At 61.1% G+C, this 15,281-nt stretch carries 9 protein-coding genes; 6 read left to right on the forward strand and 3 right to left on the reverse strand.

Annotation, left to right across the window (positions count from 1 at the left end):
• The first annotated feature begins 79 nt into the window (after positions 1-79).
• Together JBE38_RS14095 and metR are read left to right on the forward strand one after the other, a co-directional pair.
• Entirely contained in the window at positions 80-5,686 is a 5,607-nt protein-coding gene (locus JBE38_RS14095; RefSeq protein ID WP_205344514.1) for a dermonecrotic toxin domain-containing protein, read from the forward strand.
• 91 nt (positions 5,687-5,777) lie between these two features.
• On the forward strand, positions 5,778-6,695 hold the full coding sequence (gene metR, locus JBE38_RS14100; protein WP_034096103.1) for a transcriptional regulator MetR: 918 nt from the start codon (positions 5,778-5,780) through the stop codon (positions 6,693-6,695).
• Positions 6,696-6,721: 26 nt separating this feature from the next.
• On the opposite strand, the gene JBE38_RS14105 is transcribed toward metR, so the two are convergent.
• Genes JBE38_RS14105 through JBE38_RS14115 form a run of 3 tightly spaced genes read right to left on the reverse strand, consistent with a single transcriptional unit; the run spans position 6,722 to position 8,945 of the window.
• Complete coding sequence (locus tag JBE38_RS14105) at positions 6,722-7,228, reverse strand: GNAT family N-acetyltransferase (RefSeq protein ID WP_205344515.1); 507 nt, start codon at positions 7,226-7,228, stop codon at positions 6,722-6,724.
• Positions 7,225-7,635 carry an NUDIX hydrolase gene (locus tag JBE38_RS14110; RefSeq protein WP_060754448.1) on the reverse strand — a complete coding sequence of 137 codons (411 nt, stop codon included), beginning with the start codon at positions 7,633-7,635 and terminating at the stop codon, positions 7,225-7,227. The genes JBE38_RS14105 and JBE38_RS14110 overlap by 4 nt, the downstream gene beginning before the upstream one ends.
• Positions 7,635-8,945: an HD domain-containing phosphohydrolase gene (locus tag JBE38_RS14115; RefSeq protein ID WP_060754449.1), complete on the reverse strand. Its 1,311-nt coding sequence runs from the start codon at positions 8,943-8,945 to the stop codon at positions 7,635-7,637. The genes JBE38_RS14110 and JBE38_RS14115 overlap by 1 nt, the downstream gene beginning before the upstream one ends.
• Positions 8,946-9,198: 253 nt before the next feature.
• On the opposite strand from JBE38_RS14115, the gene JBE38_RS14120 reads away from it, so the two are divergent.
• Genes JBE38_RS14120 through JBE38_RS14135 form a run of 4 tightly spaced genes read left to right on the forward strand, consistent with a single transcriptional unit; the run spans position 9,199 to position 15,244 of the window.
• Complete coding sequence (locus tag JBE38_RS14120) at positions 9,199-11,073, forward strand: putative bifunctional diguanylate cyclase/phosphodiesterase (RefSeq protein WP_205344516.1); 1,875 nt, start codon at positions 9,199-9,201, stop codon at positions 11,071-11,073.
• 57 nt (positions 11,074-11,130) lie between these two features.
• Entirely contained in the window at positions 11,131-12,057 is a 927-nt protein-coding gene (locus JBE38_RS14125) for a cytochrome-c peroxidase (RefSeq protein WP_205344597.1), read from the forward strand.
• Positions 12,054-13,868, forward strand: coding sequence for a DAHL domain-containing protein (locus tag JBE38_RS14130; protein WP_205344517.1), 1,815 nt, complete (start codon positions 12,054-12,056; stop codon positions 13,866-13,868). Before JBE38_RS14125 ends, JBE38_RS14130 begins: the two co-directional genes overlap by 4 nt.
• A complete protein-coding gene (locus tag JBE38_RS14135; protein WP_205344518.1) occupies positions 13,865-15,244 on the forward strand; it encodes an ATP-binding protein in 1,380 nt (459 codons plus the stop codon). Before JBE38_RS14130 ends, JBE38_RS14135 begins: the two co-directional genes overlap by 4 nt.
• The last annotated feature ends 37 nt before the right edge of the window (positions 15,245-15,281 follow it).

The following is a 15,281-nucleotide window of genomic DNA, read 5'->3' on the forward strand; positions in this document are numbered from 1 at the left end:
AGCGCCAACTCGCCGGAGCAGGTGCGTTCAATGGGCGGATGCCGGAAGCCATCGGCCTTTTGCCCAAGGAACCCCCATCATGCCCGACCTGTCTGCGCCAGCACTCGCTGACCTGCCACTGCCGACTTTTACCCCCTCACATACGACCCTGGCGTTGAACCAGGACGAGAACCTGCTGCTGCGCGCCGAACAACGCTTGCGTGATTGCCGCAGGGACATGCTCGAACTGATGAGCCACGCACCGACACTGCGAGCGACCATCCATGACACACTCCAGCAACACCTGGGCCTGGACGGCGCCCAGGTAGGGCTGCAAACCCCATCCGAGGGCGAGCACGCGGCCGGCCGCTGTTCCCTGACCGACGCTTGCGCGTTTCTCCTCAAGTACCCGGCCACTGACACCGCGACACTGAGTGACGTGCAGGTATTACACCTGCCCGCCAACCATCCACTGGCCAAGCTGACGACGCCGCAACTGCTGGAGCAGGTCCGCCGCCTGGATATCCGCGCCGCCCTCACCCAGGCCTGGAACCGCTATTGGGCGGGCCGGGCACCGCAGACCCCGATCAGCCGACGCCAACGTGCCGCACAGTTGTATCGCGAGCATTTCGAGGCGACGGGCTTGTGGCTCAAGGCTCAAGACATTGAGCGGGCGACCCCGCTCACACCGCTGTTCGTACTACTTGAGTCGTCGGACGACACGCCGTCAGTGAACGAGCAGAAAATATTCACCGAACAGCTGATGCTCAAACATTCCGACGCCAGCCTGCGTGCACTGCCCGGCGCCTGGGTGGTCACACTGGACGGGGAACAACCCGTCAGCCAGCTTTTATATGTGCCGTTTCACCAACCGGCCTGGCAGGTCTTCAGCCAACGTGCCGCGATGGAGCGTTGGCTGCTGGAGCACCAGCGCGAACTGTTCGATACTGAAGCCCCCCTGGCGACCCTCCACTACCGGCTCCAGACACAGCCCTTGGCCAACGGCATCGAGCAATGGCTGGCCTGGCTGGTCGACGCGCAATGGCAGAGCCTGGGCAGCGCGCCGCAGCACCCGGTTTTCCGCGATGGCGCCCCCCTGGCGCTGTTGCACAGTGACGAACTGGACCTGCTGCGCCGCACCCGCCCGCTGTTCTCGGCGGCAGCGCCCAGGCAAACGCCGTCGGCCGAAGAAATCGAGCTGGATTCACCGCCACCCTTTGGTTGGCTGGGCGCCGACCTTGACCCCAGCCATCGCCGGGCGATGATCCGGCAACAACGCCTGGCCCTGGAAACCCTGCAAGGCGATGAGCCGCGTATGAACGCCTTCAAGCAAGCCCTCGCAGAACTCACTGCCCAGCAATTGGCGGCAGACGCCGCCGCTGTGGCGATGCTGGAAAGGCGGCCATTGGATACCACGACCCTCAATATTCAGTACACAGCGCTGTATACCGCCAGGCGCGAAGGTTTGAGAGCCGAGGCCAGGCTGCAACGCAGCCTTGAGCAAATCAACCCACACGAACTCACCCGCCTGGAAACGGTACTCGACCAGCCGCTGCGCGCCGCGCGCAACGAGGACGCGTGCGTGGCCGCACTATGGTTGTCGATCACCCGCCAGAACAACGCTACGACCACCGTCACCACCACCGAACTCAAAGGCCCGCTGGTCATCACCTGTGCGCTTGCGCTGACCGACCCACCTGACACTCCTCATAGCCTGTTGCTGTATTGGCCCGGCACCGGCGGCGGCCTGCAGCGGTTCGACTCGTGCCAGGCCCTGGCCACATCGGTATTACGCCTGATGCCCGAGGAACAGGCGCTTTCCATGCAACTCAAGGAGCTGAACGTCGACCCGCTCGACTACAGCCTCAACCTGCAACACGTCGCGTTCGAGGAGCAAGCCGCGCAGATACGTTCGGACCATCCGGCACCACCCCACGGCCGCCGACGTGCGGCCGAACTGGAGAAACTGCGCCTGCAGACACTTCACAGCCTGCGCGTGCCGGTGCATGAAGCCCGGGACCTGGCCTGCCTGCAGGTGCTCGAACAAGACAACAGCGCCCATCTGGCCGAACAACTCCCCGATTGGCTGCGCAGCCTTACCGCGCAACAACGTGCAAGCCTCAAACCGTTGATGCAGGCTTACCTGCCGGCGATCGAACAGGCACAGCAATTATTCGACCAGTCCCTGCCCGCGCGTGGCGACTTTGTGCGGCGACACATCGATGCGCGCCTGCGCAAGGACTTCGCCCTTGAGCACGGGTTTTCCATCGCCGTGGAACTGCCGGACGCTGTCCAACAGCAGCGCGACATCATCCCCGGCGGCAATATCGGCGGCACACCGACACGCCTGGTGGATGTTCCCAGTCGCGAACGCAGCAGCCTGACCCTGGAACAGCTGGCATTGAGCAACATTGACAGCACGTTGAGCCTGCGCCTGGGTTTTATGCGCGCAATCGTGGCCAGCGACGCCGCCGAGGAAGGCCGTGCCTTGCAGGCCGGACTCAGCGCCGACTACCTGAGCAAGATGGTGCGGGACCTCAACCTGGCGAAGAAATATGAAGACCATATCTACGCCACGTTCAGAGGGCACCCGGATGAATCGACCTTTGAACAGCAATACCGCCGTGAAGTGCTGATCAAACCCTGGCGCCTGCTGTTGCAGCTGCAAGGGCGCTACGCCGTGCTGCAAAACCAGCTGACGGAAACGGACCTGCAACTGCTCGACATCGCCATCGATGCCGACACCGCCACGGCCTGGGACTCAGGGTCACGGCGCATCCGCCTGCTGCCGGCCCACCTCGCGACGGGAGGGCGTGATACCCGTGACGAGCAGCCGATCACCTTGTCGGGCATCACCTTCATTCACAACGCAGCGAGCGGCTTGACCTTGTTGTACCTGCCCGACGCACCTGACGAACGTTTTTTCCGTCGCTACGACAGCCTGGATCAGGCGCGCAAGGGCCTGTTCGATCTGTGCCGGCTGGACAAGATGGTGCAGTACGTCGCCGGCCGTGCGATCAAGGGCGATGTCCGCGCGCATATCCAGCGGATCGACCAGGCCCAGCAAAAACACTTTACGGGCATGATCGGCGCGGGCGAACGTTGGCCGGTCACCACCTCACTGTCGGCACATCTGCTGGATGCGCACATGGGGCGGCTGATCGAGGCCAACCGCAATGATGCCCGCTCCAACGAAGACCTTGCGCTGGAACGCTATGCGCTGCAAAGCGGGCACCTGTTCAACGGGATCAAGATCGCCTTGGGGTTCGTGCCTTTCGTGGGTACGGCGGTGTCGCTGGTGGATGGTGTCACCCAACTGGCCGGTGCCGTCGATGCGTTCCGCCAAGGGGAAACGCATGCCGGCATTGAACAGCTGGCGTCAGTGTTCGAATGCCTGTTGTTCGCGGCCATGGATATTGTGCCGATGGCCGCCGTGCCGTCGGTGCGGGCCGATGCGGCGCGCCGGTTGATGCGCTTGCGACAATCGGCCCATGCCGGCGTCAGCAGCGGCGCCTGGCGCTCCCTGGCATCGCACAGCCGGGCAAGCATCCTGACGCGGTTCGACGGTTATGCGTATGAAAAACCGCTTTCACTGGCGGGCCTGCAACCGGGCAAACAGGGCATTTATCGCCAGGTCTATCGCCACCCCGCAGGTGACTTCATCCTCAACCACGGCCAGATCTTCCAGGTGGAGTTCGACAAGGCTTATCAAACCCTGCGACTGAGCGGCACGCGTAAAAAGTCCTATAAGCAGCCCATCGGGCTGGACGAGAACGGCCAATGGGATACCCATGGCGCGCTCTACGGCACCTTGGTGGATGGCGGGCTGCCGGGGGGCGGCAACGTGCTGGGCGCCGTGGCCGACCGCCTCGACCCGCTGTGGCCGGCGATGATTCGCCAATGGCTGCCGCGCTGGTGGACCGACCATGCCTTGCGCCAGCAGCGCAGGCTGATATCTCGGATCGGGACGGCGTTGCAGTCGATAAACGCCAGTGGCGCAGAGGTCAATCGGTTGCTGCCGCGCTACCACGCGGATGACCTGTCTGTGATCCCGGAGCTTGAACGCGCCATGGACAATCTCACGGCGCAGGCCCAGAAAATGGATGAAGAGTTGGTGTCCATCTCACGCTACCTGCGAGGGAACCGCAGCCAGATGTTGAGGAAGGCCCGCGGCGATGTGGCCGATGATGTATGCCTGTGCACACAACTGCAGGTGAGGGTGTCCCTGCAACAAGTCCTGAAATACTCCGACGAAGCCGCCGCCCTCAACACTCGTCTTCAGGCCATGCCCTTTGACCAGGTGACCGGCAGGCAAACCCTCAGGGAACAGATCCGCAACCTGGATATCCAGGCATTTGACTGCTACCAGCGAACCGACGCAGCGGTTGAACTGATGAACCGATGGCTGCCCCTGGGCCCCGGAATCAATCGAAAAACCCTGGTCACGACTGCCGAGGTCATCAACCGCCGTTATTCCGAACTTGAACGCGCACGCTTCAAGACCGAGGCCCTGACCGAGCTCATCGCGCATCGCAGACCCGGGCACGACATCGCCTGGCATTACCTGCAGGGGCCGCTGAATAACGCCGAGAACGCCTTGATACAGGCGCTGTACCTGCAACGTCATCTGCTCGAGGCAAGCCCCAACCCCAGCCAGCGCAACCGCATATTGCAGCACTGCATCAGCACCTACGACACCTATCAGCGCCAGTTGAACAGTTGGACGGCCGGTGTACCGCAGCTGTTTGATGACACCTATGTCGCGCAGATGCACCAACAGCTCAGCGCCCTGCGCGCACGCGCCGAAAAAGCCCTGACCACCGTCACGCCCAAGACCACGGGCGCACCCGGCAAACGCGTGTTCGAGACCGACGACAACCTGCTGCTGATTGGTGACGCCGATAAAACCTCAGCCCCGCAAAAACCGCGCTACACCCTCACGGGTAAACGGGGCGAGGAGCATGTCTGGGAACAAGGCAGCGACGGCAAATTCCGCCGCGTCGATGCAGCGAGCCCGACGGCATGGCAACCCACCCCCCGTGACCTGAACGCCTTGACCCAGGACGCCAAGAATCGTTTGCAGAACCTGGCCGCCCACCAGGCCCGAGTCGACGGCTACAGGCGCCAGAAAATGCTCCCGGCGGACCTTGAGTTCATGATGACCAGCGAGGCAGATACCCTCGAGCTGCAAGCCCGTCACCTCGCAGAGTTGGCGGGAGATGCGGCATTGGTCCGGCAACTGCGCCAGAAGGCCACCGACCTGCGCGAGCAAGGCCGGCGGCTGCGGATCAACCAGTCCATCGCCAGCCAGACACCGACCGAGGGCTACCTGGACTATCTGCTCAGTCAGCAGTTGGATGACAAACCGATTGTCGACATCCGCAAGACCGGCGCCCTGGAGGACCTGGGACGGCGCCAGGATGGCCGGCCGGATTTCATGCAGGAATTTGAAATCCGCGATATACGCCAGGCCACGCCCAAGCCGCTGTGGTACGCGCACTTTCACTACGAGTCGGCAACGCCCAAGCAACTCGATGTCTTTGTCAAAGGCCACCTCAAATTGCCTGCTCAGCGTCGCCTCGGGCTGAAATGGCAACAGACTCAAGCCCGCGACGGGGCAACGGGCGACGTGGCGATCTGGCGGGGAGACATTAATAAACCACTGGCAAGGCAGCATTTCCAGACGGCGTGGGATGGATTGCTCTAGTCGCCGCCGCGCACCGGCTTGTCCGCAACGGGAACATGAGACAAACTCAACTTAATTAATGTGTTGGCAAGTTTTACTCATGGAGGCCCTGGTGCTGGAAATTCGTCACCTCAAGACCCTGCACGCTTTGCGCGAAGCCGACAGCCTGGTGGAAGCCGCCGAGCGTCTGCACCTGACGCAGTCGGCGCTGTCCCACCAGTTCAAGGAACTGGAAGAACGCCTGGGCATGCCACTGTTCGTGCGCAAGACCAAGCCGCTGCGCTTTACCAGCGCCGGCCTGCGCCTGCTGCAACTGGCCGACGCCACCCTGCCCTTGCTGCGCGGTGCCGAGCGCGATATCGCACGGTTGGCCGGCGGCACCGCCGGGCGTCTGCACATGGCGATCGAGTGCCATAGCTGCTTCCAGTGGCTGATGCCGACCATCGACCAGTTCCGCGACGCCTGGCCGGAAGTCGAGCTGGACCTGGCCTCGGGTTTCGCTTTCGCCCCGCTGCCGGCCCTGGCCCGTGGCGATCTGGACCTGGTAGTGACCTCCGACCCGCTGGAACTGCCGGGCATCACTTATGTACCGCTGTTCACCTACGAAGCCATGCTGGCGGTCGCCAACCAGCATGCGTTGGCGAACAAGTCCTATATCGTGCCGGAAGACCTGCTCAGCGAAACCCTGATCACCTACCCGGTGGAGCGTGACCGCCTGGACATCTTCACGCGTTTTCTGGAACCGGCCGACGTCGAACCGGCCCAGGTGCGCACCTCGGAACTGACGGTGATGATGATGCAGTTGGTGGCCAGCGGCCGTGGTGTCTGCGGCATGCCCCATTGGGCGCTGCATGAGTACAGCTCGCGGGGTTACGTGAAAGCCAAGCGCCTGGGCGAGAAAGGCTTGTTTGCGACGCTGTACGCCGGGATTCGCGCCGACATGCTGGATGCGCCGTATATGCGCGACTTCTTGCTCACGGCCAAGGACACATCGTTTTCGACGCTGGATGGGGTCAGCGCCGTTCGATAAACGACGCGGAACAGCACCGTGGCTGATCACTGACCTTTCAATTCACGCCACATGTGGATTTTGTCGAAATACTCGATGCCCACCCGCACCGCCAACGGCTCCAGGCCGTATTGGATAAACCCGCACCGCTGGTACAACGCCAAGGCTGCATCGTTGCCGGCGGTGACGGTCAGTTGAATCACTTTGAGGCCGGGCTGGCGGCGCGCGTCATCGAGCGCCGCTTCCACCAATAGACGGCCAAGCCCCTGCTGCTGATGCGCCGCGCTCACGTACATACCGAACAGGGTCACTTTGTGCCGGGCCTTCTCGCGGGGCTCAAAGGCCAGGCCGACAATCCCGGCCAGCTCATCACCGTCGAACCCACCCAGCAACCGATCCAGCGGGCTGGAAAGGCGCTTTTCCCACCAGCTCGACGGCATCGCTGCACGCTCGGCCACACTGGAGGTGAACGCCTGTGGATAGGCGCCGTAGGCCTCCAGCATCAACTCGCGATACGCGGTGGCGTCGCCGGCCACCAGCGGGCGAATCTTCATGCCGTCAGCGACTGGCGATAGAACGGCAGGATCAGGTCACGCGTCAACGGCGCCAAGTGCAGGCCGCCGTCGCCCATGGGGTCGATCCAGCGCACCTCCTCGATTTCCGCCGCAGGCACCACCGCCACGTCGATGTGTACCTGGAACAACTCGGCGTGCACGGTAAAACCGGGCTCATTGGCGGCCGGGGCCGAGAAGTGGCCGAGGTAAAGGGCCTGGCTGGGGTCGATGTGCAAGTTGAGTTCTTCATGCAGCTCGCGCGCCAGGGCCTGGGCCGGTTGTTCCCCGGCGTCGATCTTGCCGCCCGGTTGCATGAATGCCTGGGTGCCGCGCTTACGCACCAGCAAGGTCTGGCCGTCGCGGCCGATCAGGAGGGCGGCGGCAATACGAATGGTTGAAAGGCTCATTAAAGAATGGGGGTCTCTTCGGGTAGTTTGATAAATACGCTGTATTTGGCGCCTTCCATCGCTTCGAACGCGATCAGCTTTTCCACCAGCGGCAGGTTCAACACCTTGCCGGCGTTGAGCAGCAGCATGCCGTTATCGGCATTGAGGTTGCGCGCCAGGACCATGCCGGCTTCCAGGTCTCGTGTGGAAAGGACTTTGACGCTGGGGTCGCCCAGGGTCACATCGCTCAAAAAAGTGGCGCAGGCTTTGACGAAGTCTTCGACCAGTGCCGGATCGTACAGGCGCCCGGCATACTTGCGGATATACAGCAGCGCTTCGTCGCTGTTCAGATACCGCTCAAGGATCAAGCCCTTTTGCAATTCGATGAAGTCCACCGCCAGCTTCAGCAGGCGTGAGCCGAACGGAATCGCCTCCTCCTTGAGATGGTCGGGAAAACCCGTACCGTCCCAGCGTTCCTGGTGATGCCGAATGAGCCGCGCCGCATCCTTCATCGGCTCCAGGGTCATCAACAGCGACTCGCTTTGCGTCGGGTACGCGCGATACAACTCACGGTCGGTGCTGTGCAGCCTGTCCGACGGCGCAACCATCATGCCGTCGGTCCAGCTCAGCTTGCCGATGTTGTACAACGCAGCGGCCATCGTCAGGTCGCGGGTACTGGCTTCATCCATCGACTGGGCGGCGCAATACACCCGAATCAGCTCGATCAAGGCGCGGTTGGTCTGCTTGTCCTTGGGCAGGCGCAAGTTGGCCAGCAGCGAGAACACCTCAGTGCCCGTCACGTAGCTGCGCTTGAGCTCTTCGTAGGCCAGGTCAAGCATGTCGGCGGTCTGTTGCAACTCGGAGGTGCGCGCCGCCACGCGTTTTTCCAGTGTGCTGTTAAGCACCTTGAGCTGCTCATTCTGCTGCTGGGTCAAGCGCTCCAGGCGCTGGTGCTCAAGGCACTGATTGAGGACCAACTGCAATTCGTCGTCATTCCAGGGCTTGCTGATGTAGCGGTGAATCTGGCCCTCGTTGATCGCCTTGATGATGGTTGCCACATCGGCATAACCCGTCAACAAAATGCGGCTGGTGGCGGGATACAAACGATGCACTTCGGCCAGGAGCTGCGCGCCGTCCATTCCGGGCATGCGCGCATCGCTCATCACCAGGTCGACGTGCCGCCCGGCCAGAATCTCCAGCGCCTGGGCACCACCGCCGGCCAGCAGTATTTCGTAGGGCTGAGTACGCAACAGGCGGCGCAAACTGTTGAGGATCGATTCTTCGTCGTCGACCAGCAAAACGACGGATTTCGTAGCGAGCTGTTCATCCATGGTGACTCTGCCTTCAAATAAAACAAAGTTGAGCTAAATTGAACCCTCGTGTCATACCTTGCGCCTTCGCTTGTAGGCAAGGTGGACTCACGCTGCAGGTCATCGCGCGGCAAACGCGTTAATTTGACGCCAACTGGCCGTCGATATCAAGCGAGCTCGACTATGCTGTCAGAGCAACTCGCCCCCCACTCAGAGGTGAAGCCAAGGAAGGAGCCGTTATGCAATCGAGCCTTTTGCCTGTGCGGAGCGCGCCATGAACATCGACCCGGGACGGGCCAACCGTCGCATCCTGATCGTCGATGACACCGCCTCGATCCACGAGGACTTTCGCAAGATCCTCTGCGCCGAAGCAGAGGGCGAAAAGTCCCTGGACAGCCTCGAAGCAACGCTTTTCGGCACCTCCGCGCCCGTGCGCCAGGCGTTTGTGCTGGACTCGGCCTATCAGGGCCAGGAAGCCCTTGAGCTGGTGAACAGAGCCCTGGCACAGCAATCCCCCTACGCCATGGCGTTTATCGATATGCGCATGCCTCCGGGCTGGGATGGCTTGCAAACCATCGAACAGCTATGGAACGTCGATCCCAAGCTGCAAATCGCACTGTGTACTGCCTATTCCGATTATTCCTTCGAGGCCATCGAAGCGCGGCTGAAGTACAACGACCAATTGCTGATCCTGAAAAAACCCTTTGATCACCTGGAAATCCGCCAGATGGCCAGTGCCCTCACCTGGAAATGGCAACTGGCCCAGGATGTCGCCCTGAAGATGATCGACCTGGAGCGCACCATCGAGGAACGGGTGCAGGAATTGCTCAAGGTCTCGCGCCTGTTGCAATACGACACGCTCACCGACCTGCCCAACAGCACATTGCTGGGGGACCGTCTGTCCCAGGCGATTGCCCTGGGCCGACGGCACGAGACTGAGTTGGCGGTGGTCTTTATCGGCCTGGACCGTTTCAAACGCGTCAACAATGCCTGGGGCTACCCGGTGGGCGATGAAGTGCTGCAACAGGTCAGCCAAAGCCTGCTGGAGGCCGTGCGGGAATCGGATTCGGTGTTCCGTTATGGCTCTGATCAGTTCGTGGTCCTGCTCAACGATGTCCAAAATATTCAGCAAACCCAGCATATCGCGCAAAAATTTCTCAATGCCATCAGCGTGACCCGCCATGTGGCCGGGCATGACCTGAGCGTTACCGCCAGCCTGGGCATCAGCACTTACCCCAATGACAGCGGCTCGGCGGTGGAGTTGATCAAGCACGCTGAAACCGCCATGCATAACAGCAAGGAACTGGGGCCGAACGACTTCCGTTTTTACACTGAAGACATGAACCTGCGCGCGCAACGCCAACAGGGCCTGGAAAGTGCGATCCGCCAGGCACTGGAGCGTGATGAGTTTGTACTGCATTACCAACCGAAGCTGGATTTGAAGTCCGGGCACATCGTTGGCGCCGAAGCGTTGATCCGCTGGTTCCAGCCACGCTCCGGCTGGGTCAGCCCCGCCGAATTCATTCCGGTGGCCGAAGACTGCGGGCTGATCGTGCCCCTGACGAAATGGGTGCTGCGTCGCGCCTGCGAGCAGGCTCAAGCCTGGAACGCCCTGGGCCTGAACCCGCTGAGTATCTCGGTGAATATCTCCTCGATCGACTTCCGCCAGCGCGACTTCGTTGAGAACCTGGCCGCCATTCTCAAGCAGACCGGGCTGCCCCCGGCCCAGCTGGAACTGGAGATCACGGAAAGTGTGTTGATGCAGAGCGTCGACACCACCGTCATCACGTTGAACCGGATCAAAGCCATGGGTGTCCGTCTGGCCCTGGACGACTTCGGCACGGGCTATTCCAGCCTCAGCTACCTGCGGCGCTTCCCCATCGATGTGTTGAAAATCGACCAGTCATTCATTCGCGGCCTGATTGTGAACAATCAGGATGCGCAGTTGATCAGCGCGATCATCGGCATGGGTAAAAGCCTGGATTTGAACATTATCGCCGAAGGGGTAGAGTCCCTCGAACAGCTGAAATTCCTGCAGGCCGAGCGCTGCGAGGAAGGCCAGGGTTTCCTGTTCAGCAAGGCAGTGCCAGCGCAGGACTTCATCTTGTTGCTGCAGGCGGGCAAAACCAGCCTGATGCCCGATCATTAGTCGTTTGCAAGGAGTGCGCGATTGAAAGCAGTGTCAACCTACGGGCTTACCCTGGCGATGTGGCTGGGCCTAGGCGCGCCGCTGATGGCCGCGCCGCTGGACGAAGCGCTCAAACCGCTGCCGCCGGTGCCCACCCTGGACCCGGCCAAAGTCGAGCTGGGTCGCCAACTGTTCAATGAGCCACGCCTGTCGGTGAATAACACATTGTCCTGCGCCAGCTGCCATCGCCTGGAAACCGGAGGGGCCGACAACAAGGCATTCTCCCTGGGCTTCGATGGCAAGCCGCTCGGTATCAACACGCCGACCGTGTTCAACGCCAGCCTGAACTTCAAACAGTTCTGGAATGGCCGGGTAGACACCCTGCAAGCCCAAGCCGAACACGTGGTCATCAACCCGATGGAAATGGGCAGCGACTGGAAAACCGTGGTGCAGAACCTGGCCGCCATGCCCCTCTACGCGTCTGCATTTTCCAAGGCCTACCCGGATGGCATCACCGCCGCCAACGTGCAAGACGCCCTGGCGACTTATGAACGTACGCTGCTCACCCCCAACTCACGGTTCGATCAATACCTGCAGGGCAACACCGAGATTTTGACGATCCAGGAAAAGTATGGTTACCAGCGCTTCAAGGATTACGGTTGCATCGCCTGTCACCAGGGCGTGAACATCGGCGGCAATATGTTCCAGAAGTTCGGCGTGATGGGCGATTACTTCAAGGCCCGCGGCAACCCGCTCGAATCGGACCTGGGCCGTTACCTGGTGACCCAGGATGAAGAAGACCGCCACGTGTTCAAGGTGCCCAGCCTGCGCAATGTCGCGGTCACTGCGCCGTACTTCCACGACGGCTCGGCCAAGACCCTCGAGGACGCGGTGGATGTCATGTTCAAGTACCAACTGGGGCGCAACCCTTCCCAGGACGACAAAGACCTGATCATCCAGTTTCTCAAGACCCTGACCGGCCAATGGGAGGGTAAGCCACTATGACCCTGTCTCGCAGCCATACCAGCACCCTGCTGCTCACCCTGATGACTTTGGTTCTGGCCTCGATCCTGGTGTTTCTGTACCTCAAGTCAACCCGCGACCAGACGGCCACTTATACCCAGTCCCGGGACCTGATCCGGCAGCTGCAGCAACTCAATGCCCAGTGGGACAGTGAAGTGCTCAAGGCCAGGATCTCCATTACCCGTAACTACGACCCGCTGGTCTCGCCTTTGCTGGAAATGACCCGGATATGGGCCGATCTGAAAAACCGTGAGTCTTACCACGACAGTGCCGACCAGGCTGGCTGGCAAGCCAGCCAGCAAGCCTACGAAGCCGCCCTCCAGGAAAAAGCCCGGCTGGTGGATCAGTTCAAATCCCACAACGCGGTGTTGCGCAATTCCCTTGCGTTCCTGCCGACCGCCGAAGACGACATCCAGGCCCAATTCAACCGCGTTGAAGATGAAAGCAAGCTGCATGTGCAAAGCGTGGCCACCGACACCTACGACCTGCTGCTCAGCAGCCTGGAGTTCGCCCAGGTCACCAGCGATGAGCGGGCGGCGGATATTCTGGTGGGCCTGGGCAAACTGGCGATCAACAAGGAAACCCTGCCCAGTGAGTTTCGGGCGCCAGTCGACATCCTGAGTAATCATATTGAGTTGATCCTGCGCGAGCAGCCGCTGGTCAATGGCCTGCTTGAGCACATTGCCGCGGTCCCGGTGGCCGAAAGTCTGGATAACCTGAGCACCCATCTCGACCTGGACCAGCAGGCGTCTGACCGGGTGGATCATCAGTACCATCGCTACCTGCTGATCTTCTCGACCCTGCTGGTGGTGATGCTGCTCTACCTGGCGGTGCGCCTGTTACGCAGTTTCGCCGAGGTCAACCGGGTCAACCGTGCCTTGCAGTCGGCCAACGAAACCTTGGAGCAACGCGTGGAACGGCGCACCCAACAGCTCAAGGATGCCCAGAGCGAGCTGATGGACAGCGCCCGCCAGGCCGGCATGGCCGAGATCGCCACCAACGTGCTGCATAACGTCGGCAACGTGCTCAACAGCGTGAATATCTCCGCCGACCTGGTCGCGCGCAAACTGCGCAGCAGCAAAGCCCAGGGCCTGGGCAAAGCCATGCAGTTGATCAATGAGCACCCGCACGATCTGGGCACCTTCCTGAGCGAAGACGAAAAAGGCAAGTTGCTGCCCAACTACTTGAACCAACTGGTGGACGCCATTGCCGTTGAACAGCAAGGCATGGCCGAAGAGCTGGCGCAACTGAGCAAAAGTGTCGATCACATCAAGGACATCGTTTCCACGCAGCAATCCTATGCCGGTGTCGCAACCCCACTGGAGCCGGTCCAGATCAGCACCCTGATGGAAGATGCCTTGCGCATGAACGCCGGCGCACTGAGCCGTCACCACGTCACGGTGGTCAAGGAGTTCGCGCCGGTACCGGAAGTGATGGGTGATAAACACCGGCTGCTGCTGATCATGGTCAACCTGATCAGCAACGCCAAGTACGCCATGTCCAACCTCAGCGACCGGCCACGGCAGATGACCCTCGCGGTCCGGACGCAGGGTGACGACATGCTGGAGATCAGTGTAAAAGATGAAGGCGAAGGCATACCGGCCGAAAACATGACGCGCATCTTCACCCACGGTTTCACGACTCGTAAGGAAGGCCATGGTTTCGGCCTGCACAGTTGCGCGCTGGCCGCCGTTGAGATGAACGGCCAGCTCAGTGCCCACAGCGATGGGCCAGGCCAAGGCGCTGTCTTTACCCTGAAAATCCCTCTTACCCCTGCCGGAAGCCCCGCATGAACCAGCCTCCTAACCGGCGCATCCTGTTGATTGATGACACGCCGTCGATTCACGAAGACTTCCGCAAAATCCTGATGCCGCAGGATGACTCCAACCAGGCGCTGGATGACATGGAATCAGCGTTGTTTGGCGACACGAGCAAACCCAAGACGCAGGCATTCGAGTTGCATTCGGCCTATGGCGGCGAAGATGGCCTGGCGCTGCTGACAACGGCCATGGCCGAACAACGGCCCTACGCACTGGCCTTCGTCGACATGCGCATGCCCCAGGGCTGGGACGGGGCAAAGACCATCGAAGAACTCTGGAAAGTCGCTCCCGACCTGCAAGTGGTGGTCTGCACGGCCTATTCGGATTACTCCTGGGACACGCTGCTGGAGCGCCTGCACGCCCATGACCGTTTGCTGATCCTGAAAAAGCCCTTCGACAATATCGAAGTCCAGCAGATGGCCAATACCCTGGCCAACAAATGGGACATGGCCCGACGCGCCTCGCTGCAAACCGCCCATCTGGAACAGTTGGTGGAGCAACGCACCCAGGCGCTGCAAGTGGAAATCGCCGAGCGCAAGCTCCTCGAAAGCCAGCTGGTGCAGTCCGAGAAACTCGCGTCGCTGGGGCAACTCGCAGCCGGTGTGGCGCATGAGATCAACAACCCGGTGGGCTTTATCTCCTCCAACCTCAGCACGCTCGACAGCTATTTCAACCAGCTGCAACAGATGCTGGACGCCTACCACCATGCCGAAAGCCAGCTGGCGCCGGGGGAAACACTGGATCGGCTCAAGGCTTTACGCACTGAACTGGAGCTGGATTTTCTCAAGGAAGATGTCCCCATCCTCATCCGTGAATCCAAGGATGGCATTGGCCGCGTGGTACAGATCGTCAAAGACCTGAAAAACTTTTCCCGGGTGGATAACGACCAGACCTGGCAATTTGCCAACCTGCAGCAGGGCATCGACTCCACGCTGAACATCGTCGCCAGTGAACTCAAATACAAGGCCGACGTGATCAAGCATTACGCGCCCTTGCCGGAGATCGAATGCCTGGCCTCGCAACTCAACCAGGTGGTGATGAACCTGGTCATCAACGCGGCGCAGGCCATGGGACCGGAGCGCGGCACGATCACCATCAGCAATGGGGTGGAAGGCGAAAACGTGTGGCTGGAAGTGGCGGACAACGGCTGTGGAATAGCCCCGGAAACCGTGCAGAAGATTTTCGATCCGTTCTTCACCACCAAGCCGGTGGGCGAAGGCACCGGGTTGGGACTGTCACTGTCCTACGGCATCGTCAAGAAACACCGCGGCGATATTTCCGTCAGCAGCGAAGTGGGCAAGGGGACGAAGTTTCGCGTGGTGCTGCCGATCCGGCAAACGGCGGCATAGAACGCGCCAAGATAACGGCGCTTCTCCTGACTGACGG

Source organism: Pseudomonas sp. ICBG1301 (assembly GCF_016918385.1).
Classification (GTDB): Bacteria; Pseudomonadota; Gammaproteobacteria; order Pseudomonadales; family Pseudomonadaceae; genus Aquipseudomonas; species Aquipseudomonas palleroniana.

What these genes read in the sequence shown, in the direction of transcription:
- JBE38_RS14095 (WP_205344514.1), top strand. Translation starts at nt 80, where the DNA reads ATGCCCGACCTGTCTGCGCCAGCACTCGCTGACCTGCCACTGCCGACT.
- JBE38_RS14105 (WP_205344515.1), bottom strand. Translation starts at nt 7,228, where the DNA reads ATGAAGATTCGCCCGCTGGTGGCCGGCGACGCCACCGCGTATCGCGAG.
- JBE38_RS14110 (WP_060754448.1), bottom strand. Translation starts at nt 7,635, where the DNA reads ATGAGCCTTTCAACCATTCGTATTGCCGCCGCCCTCCTGATCGGCCGC.
- JBE38_RS14115 (WP_060754449.1), bottom strand. Translation starts at nt 8,945, where the DNA reads ATGGATGAACAGCTCGCTACGAAATCCGTCGTTTTGCTGGTCGACGAC.
- JBE38_RS14120 (WP_205344516.1), top strand. Translation starts at nt 9,199, where the DNA reads ATGAACATCGACCCGGGACGGGCCAACCGTCGCATCCTGATCGTCGAT.
- JBE38_RS14125 (WP_205344597.1), top strand. Translation starts at nt 11,131, where the DNA reads ATGTGGCTGGGCCTAGGCGCGCCGCTGATGGCCGCGCCGCTGGACGAA.
- JBE38_RS14130 (WP_205344517.1), top strand. Translation starts at nt 12,054, where the DNA reads ATGACCCTGTCTCGCAGCCATACCAGCACCCTGCTGCTCACCCTGATG.
- JBE38_RS14135 (WP_205344518.1), top strand. Translation starts at nt 13,865, where the DNA reads ATGAACCAGCCTCCTAACCGGCGCATCCTGTTGATTGATGACACGCCG.